This is a genomic window from Kitasatospora sp. NPDC057223 (assembly GCF_042669755.1).
Lineage (GTDB): Bacteria > Actinomycetota > Actinomycetes > Streptomycetales > Streptomycetaceae > Kitasatospora.
Genome location: NZ_JBHUWW010000004.1, coordinates 37,682 through 55,420, shown reverse-complemented (window position 1 = coordinate 55,420; position 17,739 = coordinate 37,682). Strand labels below are relative to the sequence as shown.

16 protein-coding genes are annotated in these 17,739 nt (G+C 74.1%); 3 read left to right on the top strand and 13 right to left on the bottom strand.

All coding sequences use genetic code 11. The annotated features are described in order from the left end of the window. Window positions 1–32: 32 nt before the first annotated feature. From ACFUK0_RS02890 to ACFUK0_RS02875, 4 genes are read right to left on the bottom strand one after another with little or no spacing between them, the layout of a single operon-like run. Window positions 33–791 carry an ABC transporter ATP-binding protein gene (locus ACFUK0_RS02890; protein ID WP_380246227.1) on the bottom strand — a complete coding sequence of 253 codons (759 nt, stop codon included), beginning with the start codon at window positions 789–791 and terminating at the stop codon, window positions 33–35. Next, window positions 788–1,690 (bottom strand): ABC transporter permease, encoded by a 903-nt coding sequence (locus ACFUK0_RS02885; RefSeq protein WP_380246226.1) that lies wholly within the window; start codon window positions 1,688–1,690, stop codon window positions 788–790. The genes ACFUK0_RS02890 and ACFUK0_RS02885 overlap by 4 nt, the downstream gene beginning before the upstream one ends. Next, a complete protein-coding gene (locus tag ACFUK0_RS02880) occupies window positions 1,687–2,709 on the bottom strand; it encodes an ABC transporter substrate-binding protein (protein ID WP_380246225.1) in 1,023 nt (340 codons plus the stop codon). Before ACFUK0_RS02880 ends, ACFUK0_RS02885 begins: the two co-directional genes overlap by 4 nt. Window positions 2,710–2,729: 20 nt before the next feature. Next, complete coding sequence (locus ACFUK0_RS02875) at window positions 2,730–3,737, bottom strand: ABC transporter substrate-binding protein (protein ID WP_380246224.1); 1,008 nt, start codon at window positions 3,735–3,737, stop codon at window positions 2,730–2,732. A 437-nt stretch (window positions 3,738–4,174) separates the two neighbouring features. On the opposite strand from ACFUK0_RS02875, the gene ACFUK0_RS02870 reads away from it, so the two are divergent. Continuing rightward, on the top strand, window positions 4,175–4,957 hold the full coding sequence (locus tag ACFUK0_RS02870; protein ID WP_380246223.1) for an IclR family transcriptional regulator: 783 nt from the start codon (window positions 4,175–4,177) through the stop codon (window positions 4,955–4,957). Window positions 4,958–4,999: 42 nt separating this feature from the next. Here the strand turns inward: ACFUK0_RS02870 and ACFUK0_RS02865 are convergent, their stop codons facing one another. The 6 genes from ACFUK0_RS02865 to ACFUK0_RS02840 form a co-directional block, all read right to left on the bottom strand. Beyond that, window positions 5,000–5,728: a winged helix-turn-helix domain-containing protein gene (locus ACFUK0_RS02865; protein WP_380246222.1), complete on the bottom strand. Its 729-nt coding sequence runs from the start codon at window positions 5,726–5,728 to the stop codon at window positions 5,000–5,002. A gap of 298 nt (window positions 5,729–6,026) precedes the next feature. Beyond that, the gene (locus tag ACFUK0_RS02860) at window positions 6,027–7,037 is read right to left on the bottom strand and encodes an NrtA/SsuA/CpmA family ABC transporter substrate-binding protein (RefSeq protein WP_380246221.1); all 1,011 of its coding nucleotides are present in this window, start codon (window positions 7,035–7,037) and stop codon (window positions 6,027–6,029) included. A gap of 443 nt (window positions 7,038–7,480) precedes the next feature. Next, on the bottom strand, window positions 7,481–8,098 hold the full coding sequence (locus ACFUK0_RS02855) for an ATP/GTP-binding protein (RefSeq protein WP_380246220.1): 618 nt from the start codon (window positions 8,096–8,098) through the stop codon (window positions 7,481–7,483). Beyond that, the gene (locus tag ACFUK0_RS02850; protein ID WP_380246219.1) at window positions 8,079–8,519 is read right to left on the bottom strand and encodes a DUF742 domain-containing protein; all 441 of its coding nucleotides are present in this window, start codon (window positions 8,517–8,519) and stop codon (window positions 8,079–8,081) included. Before ACFUK0_RS02850 ends, ACFUK0_RS02855 begins: the two co-directional genes overlap by 20 nt. 7 nt (window positions 8,520–8,526) lie before the next feature. Next, complete coding sequence (locus ACFUK0_RS02845) at window positions 8,527–8,940, bottom strand: roadblock/LC7 domain-containing protein (protein ID WP_380246218.1); 414 nt, start codon at window positions 8,938–8,940, stop codon at window positions 8,527–8,529. Next, window positions 8,937–11,747 carry a nitrate- and nitrite sensing domain-containing protein gene (locus ACFUK0_RS02840; RefSeq protein WP_380246217.1) on the bottom strand — a complete coding sequence of 937 codons (2,811 nt, stop codon included), beginning with the start codon at window positions 11,745–11,747 and terminating at the stop codon, window positions 8,937–8,939. Before ACFUK0_RS02840 ends, ACFUK0_RS02845 begins: the two co-directional genes overlap by 4 nt. Window positions 11,748–12,209: 462 nt before the next feature. Between ACFUK0_RS02840 and ACFUK0_RS02835 the strand changes: the two genes are divergently transcribed. After that, window positions 12,210–14,045: an AMP-dependent synthetase/ligase gene (locus ACFUK0_RS02835; RefSeq protein ID WP_380246216.1), complete on the top strand. Its 1,836-nt coding sequence runs from the start codon at window positions 12,210–12,212 to the stop codon at window positions 14,043–14,045. A gap of 203 nt (window positions 14,046–14,248) precedes the next feature. After that, window positions 14,249–15,370, top strand: coding sequence for a polysaccharide deacetylase family protein (locus ACFUK0_RS02830; RefSeq protein ID WP_380246215.1), 1,122 nt, complete (start codon window positions 14,249–14,251; stop codon window positions 15,368–15,370). 94 nt (window positions 15,371–15,464) lie between these two features. Here the strand turns inward: ACFUK0_RS02830 and ACFUK0_RS02825 are convergent, their stop codons facing one another. The 3 genes from ACFUK0_RS02825 to ACFUK0_RS02815 form a co-directional block, all read right to left on the bottom strand. Next, complete coding sequence (locus ACFUK0_RS02825) at window positions 15,465–16,262, bottom strand: SGNH/GDSL hydrolase family protein (protein WP_380246214.1); 798 nt, start codon at window positions 16,260–16,262, stop codon at window positions 15,465–15,467. A 207-nt stretch (window positions 16,263–16,469) separates the two neighbouring features. Next, window positions 16,470–16,853 carry a glyoxalase gene (locus ACFUK0_RS02820; RefSeq protein WP_380246213.1) on the bottom strand — a complete coding sequence of 128 codons (384 nt, stop codon included), beginning with the start codon at window positions 16,851–16,853 and terminating at the stop codon, window positions 16,470–16,472. Window positions 16,854–16,857: 4 nt separating this feature from the next. Continuing rightward, window positions 16,858–17,466 carry a hypothetical protein gene (locus ACFUK0_RS02815; RefSeq protein ID WP_380246212.1) on the bottom strand — a complete coding sequence of 203 codons (609 nt, stop codon included), beginning with the start codon at window positions 17,464–17,466 and terminating at the stop codon, window positions 16,858–16,860. Window positions 17,467–17,739 lie beyond the last annotated feature (273 nt).

The window sequence follows — 17,739 nt, the reverse complement described above, 5'->3', positions numbered from 1 at the left end:
GATCACTCCGGTTCTGTGGGAAGGTAGGGGGGTCAGACGGTGGCGGGCTCGGGCAGCGACACGCCGAGGTCCGCGAGGAGGCGCCGGCGCAGTGCGGCGAAGGCCGGGTCGGCGGAGTCGCGCGGGCGGGCCACCTCGACCCTCTCGTCGGTGACGAGAGCGCCGTCGCGCAGGACGGCCACCCGGTCGGCGAGCCGGATCGCCTCCTCCACGTCGTGGGTCACCAGCAGCACGGCCGGGCGGTGCTTGCGGACCAGCTCGCCGACCAGGTCCTGCATCTTCAGCCGGGTCAGCGCGTCGAGGGCGGCGAACGGCTCGTCCAGCAGCAGGAGCTGGGGCTCGCGGACGAGCGCCCGGGCCAGCGCGACCCGCTGCGCCTCACCGCCGGAGAGGGTGCCGGGCCAGGCCTCGGCGTGCCGGTCGAGCCCGACCTCGGCGAGTGCCCGTACCCCGGTCTCCCGGGAGGCGGCGCCGCGCGGCAGGCCGACCGTGACGTTGGCGAGCACCCGCTGGGAGGGCACCAGGCGCGGCTCCTGGAACACCACCGTCCGGACCGGGGGGACGAGCACGGTGCCGGCGTCGGCCCGGTCCAGCGCGCCGAGGATGCGCAGCAGGGTGGTCTTGCCGGTGCCGCTGGCACCGAGCAGGGCGACGAACTCGCCGCGGGCGATGTCCAGGTCGATGCCGTCCAGGACGTGCCGGGCCCCGAAGGTCCGGCGCAGGCCGCGCAGGTGGACGGCGGGAGTGGTGCCCGGGTCGGGGGTGTCGCCGGGGGTGGTCGGGTGGCTCATCGGGTGGCTCCTTGCGCCCGCCAGGGCATCAGCACCCGCTCCAGCACCCGGACGATGCCGTCCGCGAGCAGGCCGAGCACGCCGTAGATCAGGATGCAGACCGCGAGGATGTCGGTGCGGGAGTAGTTCTGCGCCTGGGCCATCAGGTAGCCGATGCCCTCGGTGGAGTTGATCTCCTCGGCGGCGATCAGCGCGATCACGCTGAGCGTCATCGACAGCCGCAGGCCGGACAGCAGCGCGGGCAGCGCCCCCGGCAGGACGACGGTGCGCACGATCGCCCACCGGCCGAGGCCGAAGCTGCGCATCGCCTCGATCAGCTTCCGGTCGGTGTTGCGCACCCCGCCGGCGGTGGAGACGTACATCGGAAAGCTGGTGGCGACGCCGATCAGGGCGACCTTCGCCGTCTCGGTGATGCCGAACCAGACCATGAACAGCGGCACCAGGGCCAGGAACGGGACGGTCCGCAGCACCTGGACGGCGGAGTCGAGCAGCTCCTCGCCGAGCCGGAAGAAGCCGGTGACGACGCCGAGCACCAGGCCGATGCCCGCACCGAACAGCAGACCGAGCCCGGCCCGGGTGAGCGAGACGCTCAGGGCGTCGGCGAGCTGGCCGTTGCGCCAGATCTCGCCGACGGCCTCGACGACCTGGGCGGGCGAGGCCAGCACGTCCTGGGTGAGCGCCCCGGTCGCGGAGGCGAGCGCCCAGATGCCGAGCAGGGCGAGCGGCCCGATGGTGCGCAGCCCGACGGCGAGGGCGCGCGGCCGGGGCGCGGGCAGCTTCGCCTGGGGGGCGACCAGCCCGGCCGCGACGGCGGCGGCGGTGTCCGGCGGAGCCGGGACGACGGGAGTGGTGGGAGCCGGCGCGGCGGGAGCCTGGGCGGCGGGGGCGGGGGCGGTCACTTGCCGCCGCCGGGGAACTTGCTGACGTCCAGCACGTACGGCTTGACGTCGATCAGCGACTTGGTGACCTTCTGGTCGGCGAAGAACTGGGCGACGGTGCCGAACCGGGTGATGTCCGCGTCGGTGATCACGTCGGCCGTGGCGCCCTGCTTGGTGACGTTGATCGACACCTCCTTCTCGGCGGGGGTGACGGCGGTCGGCCCGGAGTCGGTGACGACGTTGATGTACGCGGCCGGGTCGGCCTTCTCCTTCAGGCCGTTCTCGTGCAGGTAGCTGTAGAACGCGCCGACCACGGCGGGGTACTTGTCGGCGAAGCCGTTGCGGACGGCCCAGACCGCGTAGTTGTCGGAGCCGACGTCCTTGCCGTTGACCAGGAAGTGCGCACCGGAGTTGGAGATCTCCGGGGTGGAGAAGGTGTTCCAGGTCGCCCAGGCGTCCACCTGGCCGGAGTTGAACACGCCGGCGGTCTGGTCGGGGCGCAGGTAGACCCGCTCCACCTTGTCGGCCGGGATGCCGTTCTTCTCCAGGGCCTTGAGCAGCAGGTACTCGCTGGTGCCGCCCTGCGAGCAGGCGACCTTCTTGCCGACCAGGTCCTGCACGCTCTTGATCGGGGAGTCGTTCTTGACCAGGATGCCCTCGCCCACGGCGTCGGGGGCGTTCTGCGCGAACAGCTTGAAGCCGGGCTTCTGGCCGAGCGCGGCCACGGCCGAGGTGATCGAGCCCTGCGCGATGTCCAGCTGGTCGGCGGAGAGCGCCTGCGCGGCGGGGGCGAAGGCGCCCGCGCTGCCCGTCCAGGCGATCTTGGCGTGGACGGCGGCCAGGGCTCTGTCGAGCGAGCCGTCCTTCTTGCCGAGCGCCAGGAAACCGGAGTTCCCCGGGTCGGGCAGGCGCAGCACCACGTCGGTCTTGGCGTTGCCGTCGGCCGAGGGCTTGGCGTCCTCGGCGGACGAGCCGCAGGCGGCGAGGGAGGCGGTGGCGAGCAGGGCGGTGGCGGTGAGGGCGAGGCGGGGGGTCTTCACGGGAGTCTCCTGGGGAAGGGTCAGACGGTGGCGGTGCGGCGGGCGTCGAGCAGCGCGCGGGCGGCGCGCAGGGGTTCCGGGTCGGTCCAGGCCCGGACGTCGACCGGGGCGTCGAGGAAGCCCTGGCCGTGCAGGAAGCGCTCCTGCTGGGCGAGCAGGCCGAGCCGCTCCTCGGAGAGGTCCAGGTGCAGCGTGCGGTGGCTGCCCTCGGCGTACGCCCCAGCCACGCCCTCGGCGCCGGCGCCGGTCTCGGCCTGCAGGATCCGGGCCACGTCGGCGGGGCGCTCGGCGGCCCAGTCGGCCGCGTCCAGCAGCACCGCGAGGAAGCGGACGACCAGGTCGGGGTGCTCGTCCAGCAGCCGCTGGTGGACGGTGACCGGGCGCGGAGTGCCGTTGTTGACCCGGGTGCGGCGGTCGGGCGCGGTGTCCAGCTCGACAGCGATCTCGGCGCCGATGCGGCGGGCCGCCTCGACGGCGAGTGCGCCCTTGACGTAGACGGCGTCCACCAGGCCTGCCCGGAGCGCGGCGAGTTCGGCGGCCCACTGGCCGGCCCGGTCGGTCGCCGGGACGTCCACCAACTCGGCGTCGGCGAGGGTCAGGCCGGCCGACGAGAGGGCGCCGGAGAATCCGGCCAGGGCCATGGCCCGCCAGAAGTCGATGCCGATCCCATGACGTGGGACGGCCAGGCGCAGGCCGCGCAGACCCTCCGGCCCGGTGATCCCGCTGCCGGCCCGGACCAGCACCACCTGGCGCTCCTCGATCCAGGTGAGGCCGATCAGCCGGGTCGCCTCGCCACGCGAACGGGCCCACAGCGCGGGCACGTTGCCGCCCTCGCGGAACAGTCCGGTGAGTGCGTGGGTGAAGTGGTGGTCGGCGGCGACCTCCGGCGGGGCGTCCTGCAGCGAGCGGACCGTGATGCCGTCGGCGGCGAACTCCTTTGCCAGCCAGCCCTGGTCGGCGGCGATGCCGGTGGCGGTGGGAACGGGGCAGCGGGTGAACCAGAGGGTGTCCGGGGCGTGGCTGGGCACGGTGGTGCCTTCCTCGAATGAAGGGGGTGCACGGGCGCCTGGGGCGGCGACTTCGGTGCGGGGAAAGGGGAGCGTGGTGGTGGGCAGCGCGTCAGGGACAACAGGTGCGGCAGACGCGGGCAGCGGGGAAGGCGGGGCACCGGTGGGTCGTCACGGCGCTGCTCCCTCCTGCTCGGGCGTCATCCGCGGACGTCGTCCTGGGGACGCGGCCGGGGTGCCGCACCGGTCGGTCCGGTGCGATGGGCTGAGCGTTCCACGCCGGGCGAGCGCGAAGCAAGCTTTTCCATATCGTGGGATCACTTGTTCATGAAAGCCATGTCATTGCAATACCGGCGCAACAATTCCGCAGTGCCCGCTGCCATAGTCTGGGACCGTCAGCCCAACCAGCCATCAACTCCGGCTCGCCGCAAGGGGTCCGGCACAGAACGCGAGGTCCCATGGCCGAGGCGGCCACCGTCCAGAGCCCGCCCGCCGGCGCGCAGGCCGTCCAGCGGGCCCTAGGGCTGCTGCACTGTTTCCACGACAACGGCCCGGACCTCAGCGTCTCCGACCTGGCCCGCCGTACCGGCCTGTCGGTCTCCACCGCACACCGGCTCGCCCGGACGCTGGTCAGCACCGGCTTCCTCGACCAGGACGAGCAGACCACCCGCTACCGGCTCGGCCCCGCCGTCGCCGAGCTCGGCCAACTCACCTTCCACCGAAGGGGCCTGCACCTCGCCGGACCGGAGCTGGACCTGCTCGCACGGCGCACCGGCGCGACCGCCGACCTGGCGATCCGCAGCGGCCCGCACGCGGTGATCCTGGTCGGCGCGTCCGTCCGCCCCGACACCGGCCTCGGACTGCGCCGCCCGCTGCACTCCACGGCGCTCGGCAAGGTCCTGCTCGCCTGGCCGCGCGCGGGCGAGCCGGATGCCCCGGCACTGGGCCCGCTGGAGCCCTTCACCGACCGGACGATCACCGAACCGGCCGTGCTGCTGGCCGAGTTGGAGAACGTCAGGGCGGCCGGCTACGCGCTCAACGACGGCGAGTCGGCAGCCGGGGTGCGCACGGTCGCCGTGCCGGTGCTCGACCACGGGGGGCAGGCCCGCTTCGCACTCGCCGTCCGCTCCACGCCGGAGCGCCTGACCGACGACCGGCTGGACTGGTTCCTCGGGCACGCCCGGACGTGTGCGGGCGCCCTCGCCGTCCTGCTGCTGCCGCCGGACCAACGAGCCGGCTGACCCGTGGGTCAGCCGGCTCGTCGCGTGTTCACTGACTGTCGGTCAGCCCTGGGCGACCGGGGTGTACTTGTAGCCGACCCGGCGGACGGTCACGATGGTGTCGCGGTACGCCGCGCCCAGCTTGCGGCGCAGCCGGGCCACGTGCACGTCCACCGTGCGGCCGTCGCCGACGTGGCCGTAGCCCCAGACGGCGGAGACCAGGTGGTCGCGGGTGTGCACGCGCTGCGGGTGGCCGGTGAGGTGCGCCAGCAGCTCGAACTCGAGGTAGGTGAGGTCGAGCAGCTTGCCGTCCACGTAGGCGTTGCGGCGCTCGACGTCGACGCTGATGCCGCGCCCGCCGGGCTTGGCCTGGCGGGGTTCGGCCACCGGGGCGGCGGCCTGCTGCACGGCGCCGGTGACGGCCTGCGCCGCGTCCGCCGGGACGAGCACCAGGTAACCGACCATCGGGTGGCTGCCGGCCGCACCGAACTGCACGCCGTACTGGGCCAGCAGACCCTGCGGCAGAGCGGACTGCGGGAGCGCCGCGACGACCGTCGCGCCCTCGGGCAGTGCGGTCAGCAGGGCCTGCGGCGGCAGGGCGGGCTGCTGGACGGCGGCCGGGTACTGGACCGCCGCCGGGTACTGGCCGGCCGCGGGCGGCTGCGGCGCCGCGTACGGCTGGGCGGCTCCGGGATGCCTGCGTTCGGCGGGCACCGGGGCCACGGCGCGGACGGCGCGCAGGTGCGGGGTCGCGGAGGGGACGGAGAGGGTGGCGGTGGAGGAAGAAGACATGATGCCGCTACTTTCGCGCGAGACTGACGGTGGGTGTCGTCTGCGCGTCGACCGGGATTGCTTCCGGGGGCTGAAGTGGTTCAGCGGGCGGAGAACCGGGACGCGCGAGGCGAGCCCGGACACGTCTGGTCGAACAGGTGCGGCTGCCGGGACGTCCAGAAAGGCTCAAGGTCGAAACGACCCTGGCTGCTGTCCACGACGATGTTCATGCGCCTATTGAACCAGATGAACGGACCGTTGCGCCGCACCGCGGTCGGCAGACCCTCCCGGCGTGCCCGGCGGCGGGCTCCGGAGCAGGTCACTTCGGGCCGCCCGCGAGCCGGCTCGGGTCCAGCAGATGAGAACGGACGTCGACCACCGAGGGGGTGACCTTCTGTGCGGCGAACAACTGCGCGACCTTCTCCAGCCGGACGGTGTCGGCCTCCTGGACGAGCTCGACCGGCGCCGCCGCCCGGCCGACGTCGACCAGCACCTCCTTCGCCCGCCCGGAGACGGCGTCCGGGCCGCTGTCGGTGAACACGTTGAGGTAGGCGGCCGGATCCTGCCGGGCACGGTCGCCCGCCTCGTGCAGGTACTGGTAGAGCGCCCGGACCACCTCGGGGTGCTGCTGGGCGAGTTCGGTGCGCACCGCCCACAGCCGGTAGTTGTCGGAGCCCGCGCCGAAGGCGCTGCTGACCAGGTACGCGCTGGCGTGGGCCAGTTCGGTGACGACCGGCTCACCGGTCGTCGCCCAGGCGTCCACCTCCCCGGTGGCGAAGGCCGTCCGGGTGGCCTCGGGCCCGAGGTGCACGCGCTGGACCTGCTCGGCCGGCACCTTGTGCTTCGCCAGGGCCTGGAGCAGCAGGTACTCGCCGGTGCCGCCGTCGTCCACGGCGACCTTGCGGCCCGCCAGCTCCTTGACGGATTTGATCCCGGAGTTGTTCTTGACCAGGATGCCCTCGCCGATCGGGTCCGGCTGCGCCACACCGAAGATCGAGAACCCCGGCGTGCCGGCGAGCGGGGCGAGCACGGTGCTGACGGCGCCCTGCGCGGCGTCCAGCCGGCCGGAGTTGAGGGCCTCGGCCGCCTCCGCGAATCCGGCCGGGGCCGGCGTCCAGGCCACCTTGGCGTGCACCGCGGCGAGTGCGCGGTCCAGCGAACCGTCCTTCTTCGCGACGGCCAGCACCCCGGAGTTCCCGGGCTCCGGCAGCCGCACCTGCACGGCGGGCGGCGTGTCGGCGGACACGGCGGAGCCGGCCTCCGCGCTGCCTCCGCAGGCGGTGGCGGTCAGCAGGGCGGCGGCAGCGAGGGCGGGTCGGGCGAGCTTCACAGGGGTCTCCGCAGGAGCCGGGACGGGAGGTCGGGCAGGTCGTGGCCGCACCCGCCGACCGCAACCGGCCCGATCCCGGGGTAATCTGACGGACCGTCAGATATGCGGAGGTGCCGGTGCCGGTGCCGGGACGCGGGGGCGCGCGGGAGCGCGCGGGGCCCCGGCCGTGCGGTGGAGCGGGAGGGGTGTTACCGACAGCAGGCGCTGCAGATCAGCGCCAGGTCGATGTACCGGCGGATCGTCAACGCCGGGGTGACCGGGGCGGGCACGGCCGTACGGGACCGCTGAACGGTCATGGCGCTGCCCTCCCCCCGGATTGTCCGCGCCGGCCGCCGCTACGGCGCCGCGCCGGCCCCGCGCGGAGTCCTCCCGCGTGGGGCCTTCGGTTCAGAGCCTTCCACGCGGGGGCCCGGCAAGGCAACCTGCCCGGCCCCCGGTGTCCGTCATCCGGACGGGACGGGCGCGGCCGCCCGGCGCGCGGCGGCGTGTTCGACGAGTGCGATCAGCAGTTCCTTGCCGTCCTCGCGCCGCCGCGCGTCGCAGAGCACCACCGGTACACCGGGGTCGAGGTCCAGGGCGGCGCGTACGTCCTCGGGTGCGAAGACCTCGGTGCCCTCGAAGCAGTTCACCCCGACCACGAACGGGATCCCCCGCTGCTCGAAGAAGTCCACCGACGGGAAGCAGTCGGCGAGCCGGCGGGTGTCGGCGAGCACGACCGCACCCAGCGCGCCCAGCGCCAGCTCGTCCCAGACGAACCAGAACCGGTCCTGTCCGGGCGTGCCGAACAGGTACAGCGCGAGGCCGGGCCGCAGGTCGATCCGGCCGAAGTCCATCGCCACCGTGGTGGTGCGCTTCGCCTCGACGCCCGAGGTGTCGTCGAACGGGCGGCCCAGCTCGCTGAGCTGCTCCTCGGTGCGCAGCGGGCGGATCTCGCTGACCGCTCCGACCAGGGTCGTCTTGCCCGCGCCGAAGCCCCCCGCGACGAGGATCTTGAGCGCGACCGCGGGGCCGCCCGGCCAGCGGCCGGATGCCGGGTGGGTGTCAGAGCGCACGGAGTCCATTGATCACTTCTCGGAGCAGGCGCTCGTCCGGCAGTTGGGCGAGCGGTACCGGACGGGTGACGGAGATCAGCTCGGCGTCGTACAGGTCGCCGAGGAGCACCCGCACCACGCTGACCGGCAGGTCGGTGTACGAGCCGAGTTCGGCGACCGTGAGCGGCTCGCGCCGGCACCAGTCGAGGATGGTGTGGTGCTCGGGGTCGAGGGCCGGCTCGGCGGCCGCCCCGTTCTCCCCCTCGCGCTCGGCGAGGGCGATCATCGAGATCAGGTCGAACAGGCCCTCGTCGGCGGGCCTGGTCCGTCCCCTGGTCATCGAGAACAGCCGGACCATCGGGCCCGCCTCGTCGTCGAACCAGCGCTCGTCCGCCGCCGGGCGCGGCTCGAACAGGCTGGCCTCGGGCTGCTGCCCCGTCCCGTCGGTCATCGCTTCGTCATCTCCCGGGCGGCGCGGTGCGCGGCTCGGCGGCCAGGTGCTCGCCGACCCGCTTGACCAGCAGGGCCATCTCGTACGCGATGAGGCCGATGTCGGCCTCCGCCTCGCTGAGCACCGCCAGGCAGCTGCCGTCGCCGGCCGCCGTGATGAAGAGGAAGGCCTCGTCCAGCTCGACCATGGTCTGGCGGACACCGCCGACCTGGAAGTGCCGGCCGGCGCCCTTGGCGAGGCTGTGGAAGCCGGCGGCGACGGCGGCCAGGTGCTCGGCGTCCTCGCGGGAGAGACCGCTGGAGGCGCCGGTGGCCAGGCCGTCACTGGAGAGGATCACGCCGTGCCGCAGGGCCGCGACCCGTCCCACGAGGTCGTCCAGGAGCCAGTTGAGGTCCCCGGACGGCTGCGTCGTACTGGTCATGAATCAGTTCCTTCCGCTGGAGCGGGTGGTGCGGATGGTGCGGACGGTGCGGTGGATATGCGACGTGCGGGAGGGGCCGGGTCTGCTGTGGAGGCGGGCGCGGGGCGGCCGGTGAGCGCGGCCGGTCCGGCCGGGGCCGGGGGCAGCGCCGCCGGGCGCGGCGCCGAGGTGAGCGCGCGCCGGGCGGTGGCCCGCACCGGGTCGAACATCGCCGGGTCGAAGGCCGCCGGGCCGGGCGCGGCCGGCCCCCGGCCGCCGGGGCGCGCCGGGGCGGCGTCCGGCACGGCCGTCAGCGAGCCGGGGCGCGGACGGTCGCCGCGGCCACGGGTGAAGCCGCGCTGGAAGGACGCGAAGGTGGCCCTGGCCTCCTCGGGCGAGCGCTCGCGGGCGCTCTCGGCGCCCTGCTCGGACCCACCCTGGGCCTGTTGTGCGGCCTGCTGCGCGGCCTGCTCCCGCAGCTGCGGGGCCAGGTTCGCCTGCCGGACGCGACGGGGCAGCAGACCGCCGGCCGGGCGGCCGGCGAGCGGCGTCGGCGGGGCGGCCACCGGCATGTCGCCCGGCTCGGCGGGCGCCTGCGGCTCGCCGTCCCGGCGGTGCCGGCCGCGGCCGGTGCCGTCCGCCGCGGTGGGCGAGGGGACGAGGACGGGGCCGCCGGCGCGGCGGCGCGGCAGTCCGCCCGGCTGGCGGGCCGGTTCGGCGACCGAGGGGCGGGGGCCGCCGCCGCGGCGCTGGTCGCCGGGCTCCGGCTCGGTCCCGGGGGCGGCCGGTCCGGCGTGCCTGCGGTGCGGTGCGCCCTCGGCGAGGGCGGGCACCGCGACGAGCTCGCGCTGCCCGCGCCGGGCCGCGGCGGCCGGCGCCGTCCTGGCCCGCTCGGCGGGCGGCGGCGCGGGCTGCTCGGCCATGACGTCCGGCGCCTCGGCGAGCAGTTCGCGCGGGATCAGTACGACGGCGGTGGTGCCCCCGTAGGGCGAGGGCCGCAGGTGGACCCGGATGCCGTGCCGGCGGGCCAGCCGGCTGACCACGAACAGGCCCAGCCGGTCGGTGTCGGCGAGGTCGAACTCCTGCTCCACGGCGAGGCGCTGGTTGATCTCGGCGAGGGCGTGCTCGCTCAGGCCGAGGCCGCGGTCGTCGATCTCCAGCGCGAAGCCGTGCGCGACCACCTCGCCCTGCACCGTGACCTGGGTGTGCGGGGGCGAGAACACGGCCGCGTTCTCCACCAGTTCGGCGATCAGGTGGGTGACGTCGGCGACCGAGTTGCCGAGCAGGCCGGTGCCGGGGAACGGGCGGACGATCACCCGTGCGTAGTCCTCCACCTCGCCGACGGCGGCGCGGACCACGTCCACCATCCGTACCGGCTTGCGCCAGGCGCGGCCCGGCGAGCCGCCGGAGAGGATGATCAGGCCCTCGGCGTGCCGGCGCATGCGGGTGGTGAGGTGGTCGAGCCGGAAGAGGTCCTCCAGCTCGGCCGGGTCCTCGGTGCGGCGCTCCATGGTGTCGAGCAGGGTGAGCTGGCGGTGCAGCAGCACCTGGCTACGGCGGGCCAGGTTGACGAAGACGGCGGAGACGCCCCGGCGCAGCTCGGCCTGTTCGACGGCCGCCTCGACGGCGGCGCGCTGCACGGCGTTGATGGCCCGGCCGACCTGGCCCACTTCGGCGGGGCCGAACTGGAGGTCCGGCGCCTCGGTGGCGATGTCGACGGGCTCGCCCCGGCGCAGCCGGAGCATCACCGAGGGCAGCCGGTTGGCGGCCAGCTCCTGGGCGGCGTTGCGCAGGCCGATCATCTCCCGGGCCATGCCGCGGCCGATCCGGTACGAGATGACGATGGAGAGCACGATCGCGGCGAGGCCGATGACACCGGCGATGCCGCCGCGCCAGAGCAGGCCGATCGAGTACGACCTGGCCCGGTCCGCGATGTCGCCCGAGAGCCGGTCGTTGATCGCGTCGAGGTCGTCCAGGGCGTGTTCGGCCGATACCTTCCAGTCGGTGCCGAGCATCGCGGCGGTGACCTTCTCGTAGCCGCCGGCGCTCTCGAAATCGCGCTCGGCGCGCTCCAGCGCGGCCCAGTTGGAGCCGCCGCGCAGGGCGGTGTAGTCGCGCTGGTCGGCGGGTTCGAGTTCGGCGATGTAGACGGTGAACAGCGCCTCCTGGGCGTGCAGGGCGTCCACCGCGGCCTGGTACTGCTCAGGGGTGGTCCTCGCGGTGCCGACGGACAGGCCGCCCATCGCGGCGTCCTCCTGCGAGAGGAACTCCCGGGCCCGGACCAGCTCGATCAGGATGGTCCCCTGCCGGGGCAGTTGGCCGCTCTGGCGGCTGACGAAGGCGGACCGGAAGGCGAAGGTGGGCCGGACCAGGTCGCTGTACTTGCCGAGGACGTACGGCCAGGTGACGGTGGCGCGCTCGATGTGGCCGCGCATCGCGGTGAGCTGGTCGTAGCTGGCCAGGATGTCCCGGTAGCGGGCCTGCTGGGCGGCGTCCAGCTTCTTCGCCGAACTGCCGTCGGCCTTGTTGTGCAGGACCTGGGCGGCCCGGTCGGTGACGGTCCGGGTCGCCTGGAAGGCGTCGGCGGCGTTCTGCGAGCGCGGGTCGGCGAGCCGCTGGACGGCGGCGCGCCGCTCGTCCTGCAGGGCGTGCGCGTACTGCTCGACCGGGCCGCCGAAGTCCTGGTAGGTGCTCGCCACCTGCAGCTGGGTCCAGACGTCGCCGGTGGTGGCGAGGGTCGCGTAGACCCACAGCGCGGTGAGCGCGACGATGGGCACCATGAGCAGCGCGATGACCTTCGCGCGGATCGAGCTGCTGCGCAGACGCATGGAGTCCTCGGTCGGGAAATGCCAGGCGCGGACAGGGAATCGGTTCGGACATGCCGGGTCGCCGGAGGGCCCGGTCACTGGATCTGCGCGAGCCTACACCGCCCTGACCGCCCGTTCGAAGGGTCGAACCGATCCGTAACCGAAGGATGTCCGGATTACCCGGAAGGTCGCGAAAGTGCCGTCCGCTCCGGGCGGGCGCACCCCCTGTGGCCAGGCACTGTGTCCACAGGGTGTCCACTCCGTGTACAAGTCCGTGTACAGATCCGTGTCCGCCGCCGGATCCCGGCCGGCAGGCACTTTCCTCACCGGCCCGTGCCGATCTCGTCCCGCCCGCGCAACAGCCCTGGGCAGTGGCACGGCAATCCGATACCTTCGCTCCCACCTGCCCGTCCAACAGCGACGCCGTACCGGACGCCCGCTCGGGCCCCGGCAGGCACAGCCGTCGCGGAAATCGGGGGGAACGTGCGCGAGTTCACCAGCCCCGTCCCGGCCGTCACGGCCAGCGGCGGGCTCGCCGACTCGCTGTACGACACCGCCGAACGCTCCCCCGCCCTCGTCCAGCTCGCCCGCCGCGGCGAGGACCGCGGCGACGGCCACCCGTGGCGGGACGTGACGGCCGCCGCCTTCCGCGACGAGGTGCTCGCGCTGGCCAAGGGCCTGCTCACCCGCGGCGTGCGGTACGGCGACCGGGTCGCCCTGATGTCCCGCACCCGCTACGAGTGGACCCTGTTCGACTACGCCCTCTGGTCGATCGGCGCGATCACCGTCCCCGTCTACCCGACCTCCGCCGCCGAACAGGTCCGCTGGATCCTCGCCGAGACCCGCTCGGTGGCCTGCGTGGTGGAGGACGAGGACCACGCGATGACGGTCGGCGCGGTCTGCGACGCCCTGCCCGACCTCGCCGGGATCTGGCAGCTCGACCGCGACTGCGTGCGCGCCATCACCGAGGACGGCCGGGGCGTACCCGACTCCCTCGTGCACCGCCAGCGCCTGGGCGTCACGCCCGACACCATCGCCACCGTCATCTACACCTCCGGCACCACCGGACGCCCCAAGGGCTGCCTGCTCACCCACGGCAACCTGGCCACCGAGGCCGACACCCTGCTCGACGGCTGGCGCGACGTGTTCCACGACAGCGGCGCCGGGCCCGCCTCGACCCTGCTCTTCCTGCCGATGGCCCACGTGTACGGGCGGGTGACGCAGATCGCCGCCATCCGCGGCGGCATCCGGCTCGGGCACCTGGCGGAGGTCACCACCGACGCCCTGCTGCCGGCCCTGGCGACCTACCGGCCGACGTTCCTGGTCGCCGTGCCGTACGTCCTGGAGAAGGTCTACCAGCAGGCCCGGCGGGCGGCCGAGGAGGCGGGCAGGGCCGAACTCTTCGAGCACGCCGCCGAGGTGGCCGTCGAGTGGGCCGCCGCCCGGGAGCAGAAGGCGCTCGGCCACGGCCCCGGCCCGGGCCCCCGGCTGCGCCTGCGGCACCGGAGCTTCGACCGGCTGGTGTACCAGCGGCTGCGGGCGGTGCTCGGCGGGCGGGTGCGCAACCTGATGTCCGGCGGCTCCACGCTCAACCGCGAACTCGGCCTGTTCTTCGCCGGCGCCGGGATGACCCTCTACGAGGGCTACGGGCTGACCGAGACGGCCGCCGCGGTGACCGCCAACCCGCCGGGCCGGGCCAAGTTCGGCACCGTGGGCCTGCCGCTGCCGGGCGCCTCGGTGTCGATCGCCGACGACGGCGAGGTGTGGGTGCGCGGCCCGATGGTGTTCGCGGGCTACCTGAACCACCCCCGATGTACGGCCGAGGCGCTCTACGACGGCTGGCTGGCCACCGGGGACCTCGGCCACCTCGACGAGGACGGCTACCTCAGCATCGTCGGCCGCAAGAAGGACCTGATCGTCACCAGCAGCGGCAAGAACCTCGCCCCGGCCGCCCTGGAGGAGCGCGTCCAGGCGCACCCGCTGGTCTCGCAGTGCCTGGTCGTCGGCGACGACCGCCCCTACGTCGCCGCACTGGTCACCCTGGACGGGCCCGCCCTCGCGCACTGGCTGAAGACCCACGGCCGGGAGCAGCTGGACGCCTGGGCCGTGCTGGCCGACGAGGACCTGCACGCCGAGATCCAGCGGGCCGTGGCCGCCGCCAACACGGCCGTCTCACGGGCCGAGTCGATCCGCGCGTTCCGCCTGCTGCCGGAGGAGTTCACCCTGGAGCAGGGCCTGATGACGCCCTCGCTGAAGCTGCGCCGCGCGGCGATCACCGAGCGGTACGCCGAGGACATCGAGGAGCTGTACTCGGCGTGAGCGCCGGCGGCCCCGCCGCCCCGGCCCCGGCTCCGGCCGCGCGAGCCGCAGCCCCGGGCGGGAGGCCGCTCTTGACGGACCGTCTGGTCCAGTCCATTGTTTGCGTCGGCCTGAGTGCGGCACGCCAGCGGCTCCCCTCCCTCGGGGAGCAACCCCCGCCTCCACGCGCCCGGCCGGGCGCGCCCCCACACAGGAGTTCACCGGTGCCCACCACCATGCGCAGACTCGCGGCGTGCGCCGCGAGCGCGGCAGTCGCCCTGCTCGGCCTCGCGGCGCCCGCCGCCCGGGCCGCGACCGACGCCGTCCCCACCGTCAACCTCGCGACCAACCCGGGCTTCGAGATCCCGACCCTCCCGCTCGCCGACTGGGGCTCCGTCCCCGGCTGGAGCTGCGGCGCCGGCGAGGCCGTCGTCAGCACCGGTCAGGCCCACGACGGCGCCTCGGCACTGGCCGTGACCCCGGCGAGCGGCGACTCGACCGGCGAGTGCGCCCAGACCGTCTCGGTGCTCCCCCACACCAAGTACACCGCCTCCGCCTGGGTCCGCGGCTCGTACGTCTTCCTCGGCGCCACCGGAACGGGCCGCGACGTCGCGCCGTCCTGGACGGAGACCACCGGCGGCGGCTGGCAGAAGCTGACCACCACCTTCACCACCGGCGCCACCGCCACCTCGGTGCGCCTCTACCTGCACGGCTGGTACGGCCAGGGGCCGTTCTCCGCCGACGACGTACGGGTCGACGGCCCGGCGCCCGCCCCCGCCCGGGCCACCTGGAACGCGCCGACCACCGACAAGGTCGTCTTCTTCACCATCGACGACGGCTGGCAGCGCACCCCCGAGGCCGCGCAGTTCATCGCCGACCACCAGCTGCCGATCGCCGCCTTCGCCCTGCCGATGCCCTCCGGCTTCGAGCCGGACTACTTCAGGCGGGTGACCGCCGCCCCCGGTTCGTCGATCCAGAACCACAGCGTCTCGCACCGCGACCTCAGCACGCTCCCGCTCGCCGAGCAGCAGGCGGAGATCTGCGACGCCCGGGACGCGGACGCCCGGATCTACGGCACCACCACCACGATCTTCCGGCCGCCCTACCTCACCTGGAACGCCGACACCCTGCAGGCCGCCGCCAACTGCGGCATCAACACGGTAGTGACCGCCACCGCCGACTTCAGCTGGGGCGCGTCCAACGTCTGGCACGGGGGCCCGCTCCAGGCCGGCGACGTCGTCCTGATGCACTTCACGGACACCCTCGCGGCCGACCTCGAACGGGCCCTCGCCGCAGCCTCGGCCGCGGGTCTGACGCCCGCCTCGCTCACCGCCTACCTGCACTGAGCACACCGCGCACACGGGCCCGGGGTCCGTCCCGCCTCACGGCGGGGCGGACCCCGGGGTTCCTCCGGGCCGGGCCCGGAGGGATCGCGCCGGCTCAGGCCGCGGCGCTGAAGACCGGCAGGAAGCCGCCGGACTGGCCGGCGGCGGTGGGGTGGTAGCTCTCGTCGATCGGCAGCGTGGTGCTGTGCAGCCAGTTGGTGCTGCTGCCGCAGATCTCGTGGCCGGTGAAGGCGCCGCGGACGTCGCCGAAGGTGAACCCGGCGTTCGCCGCGCGCTTGGCGGTCACCGCGTCCAGGGCGTCCGCCGCGCCGTTGATCGCGGCCCGCTTGGTGTCACCGATGCCGAGGATGCAGTTGCCGCCGAGCTGGTAGAGGTGCGGGTACCCGAGCACCACCACGTGCGCGTTCGGGGCCTTGGCGTGGATCGCCGCGTACACCGTGTCCAGCTGCCCCGGGAGGGTGTTGTTGGCGTAGCTCTTGGCCGTGGCCACGGCGCTCAGGCACGCGCTTTCGGAGTCGAGCACGCAGGTCTGCATCGTGCTGGCGAAGCCGGCGTCGTTGCCGCCGATGCTGATGCTGACCAGCGTCGTGCTGGTGCTCAGCACGGAGAGCTGGTTGTTCATCACATCACCGGTTCTGGCACCGGAACAGGCCACGAAGGAGAAGGCCGAGGGCGCGTGCGCGTTCTTCCACAGGTACGGGTACGCGTTGGTGCTGCGCTTGCAGCTGCCGCTCTCGCTGGTGTAGCTGCCGGCCCCGACTCCGGCGGAGTACGAGTCCCCGAGGGCGGCGTACCGCACGGTGGCGGCGCTGGCGGGCGAGGCGACGAAGAAGGTGCCCAGGGTGAGGAGCACGGCAAGCAGGGCGACGGACAACGAACGGGGGGATCGCATGATTCCTCCACGAAAGTGACGGCGGTCACATATGTGATACCAGTCAGTAGCTTGCGGGGGAAGCGGTCATGCCAAAGATATTGACGGTCCGTCTTGCAACAGCCGGATGAACCGGCGGGTGAGCCCGCCGGCGAGCACCGGGCGACCGGAAGGTGAGCAGGGGTGAACTCCGGTGCGGCACGGGCACGCAGGGCCGGTCCGCCCCGCTCAGGCCGACGGACTCCCCGGGCCCGCGACCCCGCAGACGACCTCCAGCTCGAACCCCTGAGCGTCAATCAGATGGACGGCTTCACCCGTGTCGGTGCGGATCGTCCAGCCGGCGGCGAGCGCCGCGGCCACTGCGGCCCTCGACCCGTGCAGGGCGAGGTGGTTGAGCCCGGCGCGCAGCCGATCGTGACCGCCGGGCAGCAGCGCGGGCGACTGCTCGACCACCAGGTAGGAGGCACCGAGGCGCCAACTGCACCCGGCGGGCCAGTCCTGGAACGGCTCGCAGCCCAGCGCCAGCAGCACCGGGCCCCACTGCGCCCGGGCCAGCTCCAGGTCGTCCACCCAGAGTTCGACGTGATGGAACAGCGATCCCCCGGCCGGCATCCGCTCAGACCCTCCCCGGGAAGACGACGCCGCCGCCCTCCGGCAGTTCCTCGATGGTCTCGTTCGCCGCCCCGGGGACGCCCAGCCTGGCGGCCGCCGACGCGACGGCGGCGCGGGCCTGGCGCAGCCCGGGCTCGCCCCAGCCGAGCAGCTCCACCGCCAGCCCGGGCGCGACCAGCAGCCGGCGGTAGTGCCGGCCCGACGCCGGATCGGGCGCCGTCGGCCCCACCGCGAGCAGGGCGGCCGCCATCCGGACCCGGGCGCACTCGTGGCCGCCGTTCGCCGAGCCCACCCGGTCGTAGAGGTAGCCCAGATAATGCGGGGCGCCGATGACGGCCTGCGCCTCCTCGCCCGCCTCGCGGGCCAGCGCGGCCCCGGGGTCGCCGGCGTCCTCGGGCTCCAGCGAGCCGCCGGGCAGGCTGACGATGCCGTCCTTGGGGTTCACCAGCGTCAGCACCCGGCCGTCCGGAGCGAACAGCCAGCCCCAGGACTGCTTCACCGGCAGGCCGGACGGCACCGACTCGCCCGCCAGCCAGGGCCAGCCCGCCGGGGGGCGCCGCCGGACGCGCCCGAGCAGGTCGGCGATCTCCGCGCTGTACTCGATGCGGCCCACTCGTCCCCCTCCGGTGCCGGGCCCGCCGGGTCTGCGCCGGTTCCTTGTGCGGTCTGCCCTGTGCGGTCTGCGTCTGCTGTATCTGCGGTCGGTTCGTGCGGTTCGTGCGGTCGGTTCGTGTGGTCGGTTCGTGCGGCCCGCGGGTGCGGACCGGTCCGGCTGGTCCGAGCGGACGGGGTGGGGACCACCATGCGCTCCGACTGTTGATCTTCCACGAATCTTCCCCGAACAGGCGGTCGATGAACAGCCCCCAGCGCCGCGTGGCGCAAGGAC

What these genes read in the sequence shown, in the direction of transcription:
- ACFUK0_RS02845 (WP_380246218.1), bottom strand. Translation starts at nt 8,940, where the DNA reads ATGACCAGTACGACGCAGCCGTCCGGGGACCTCAACTGGCTCCTGGAC.
- ACFUK0_RS02890 (WP_380246227.1), bottom strand. Translation starts at nt 791, where the DNA reads ATGAGCCACCCGACCACCCCCGGCGACACCCCCGACCCGGGCACCACT.
- ACFUK0_RS02865 (WP_380246222.1), bottom strand. Translation starts at nt 5,728, where the DNA reads ATGTCTTCTTCCTCCACCGCCACCCTCTCCGTCCCCTCCGCGACCCCG.
- ACFUK0_RS02820 (WP_380246213.1), bottom strand. Translation starts at nt 16,853, where the DNA reads ATGCCGGCCGGGGGATCGCTGTTCCATCACGTCGAACTCTGGGTGGAC.
- ACFUK0_RS02850 (WP_380246219.1), bottom strand. Translation starts at nt 8,519, where the DNA reads ATGACCGACGGGACGGGGCAGCAGCCCGAGGCCAGCCTGTTCGAGCCG.
- ACFUK0_RS02870 (WP_380246223.1), top strand. Translation starts at nt 4,175, where the DNA reads ATGGCCGAGGCGGCCACCGTCCAGAGCCCGCCCGCCGGCGCGCAGGCC.
- ACFUK0_RS02840 (WP_380246217.1), bottom strand. Translation starts at nt 11,747, where the DNA reads ATGCGTCTGCGCAGCAGCTCGATCCGCGCGAAGGTCATCGCGCTGCTC.
- ACFUK0_RS02855 (WP_380246220.1), bottom strand. Translation starts at nt 8,098, where the DNA reads ATGGACTCCGTGCGCTCTGACACCCACCCGGCATCCGGCCGCTGGCCG.
- ACFUK0_RS02825 (WP_380246214.1), bottom strand. Translation starts at nt 16,262, where the DNA reads ATGCGATCCCCCCGTTCGTTGTCCGTCGCCCTGCTTGCCGTGCTCCTC.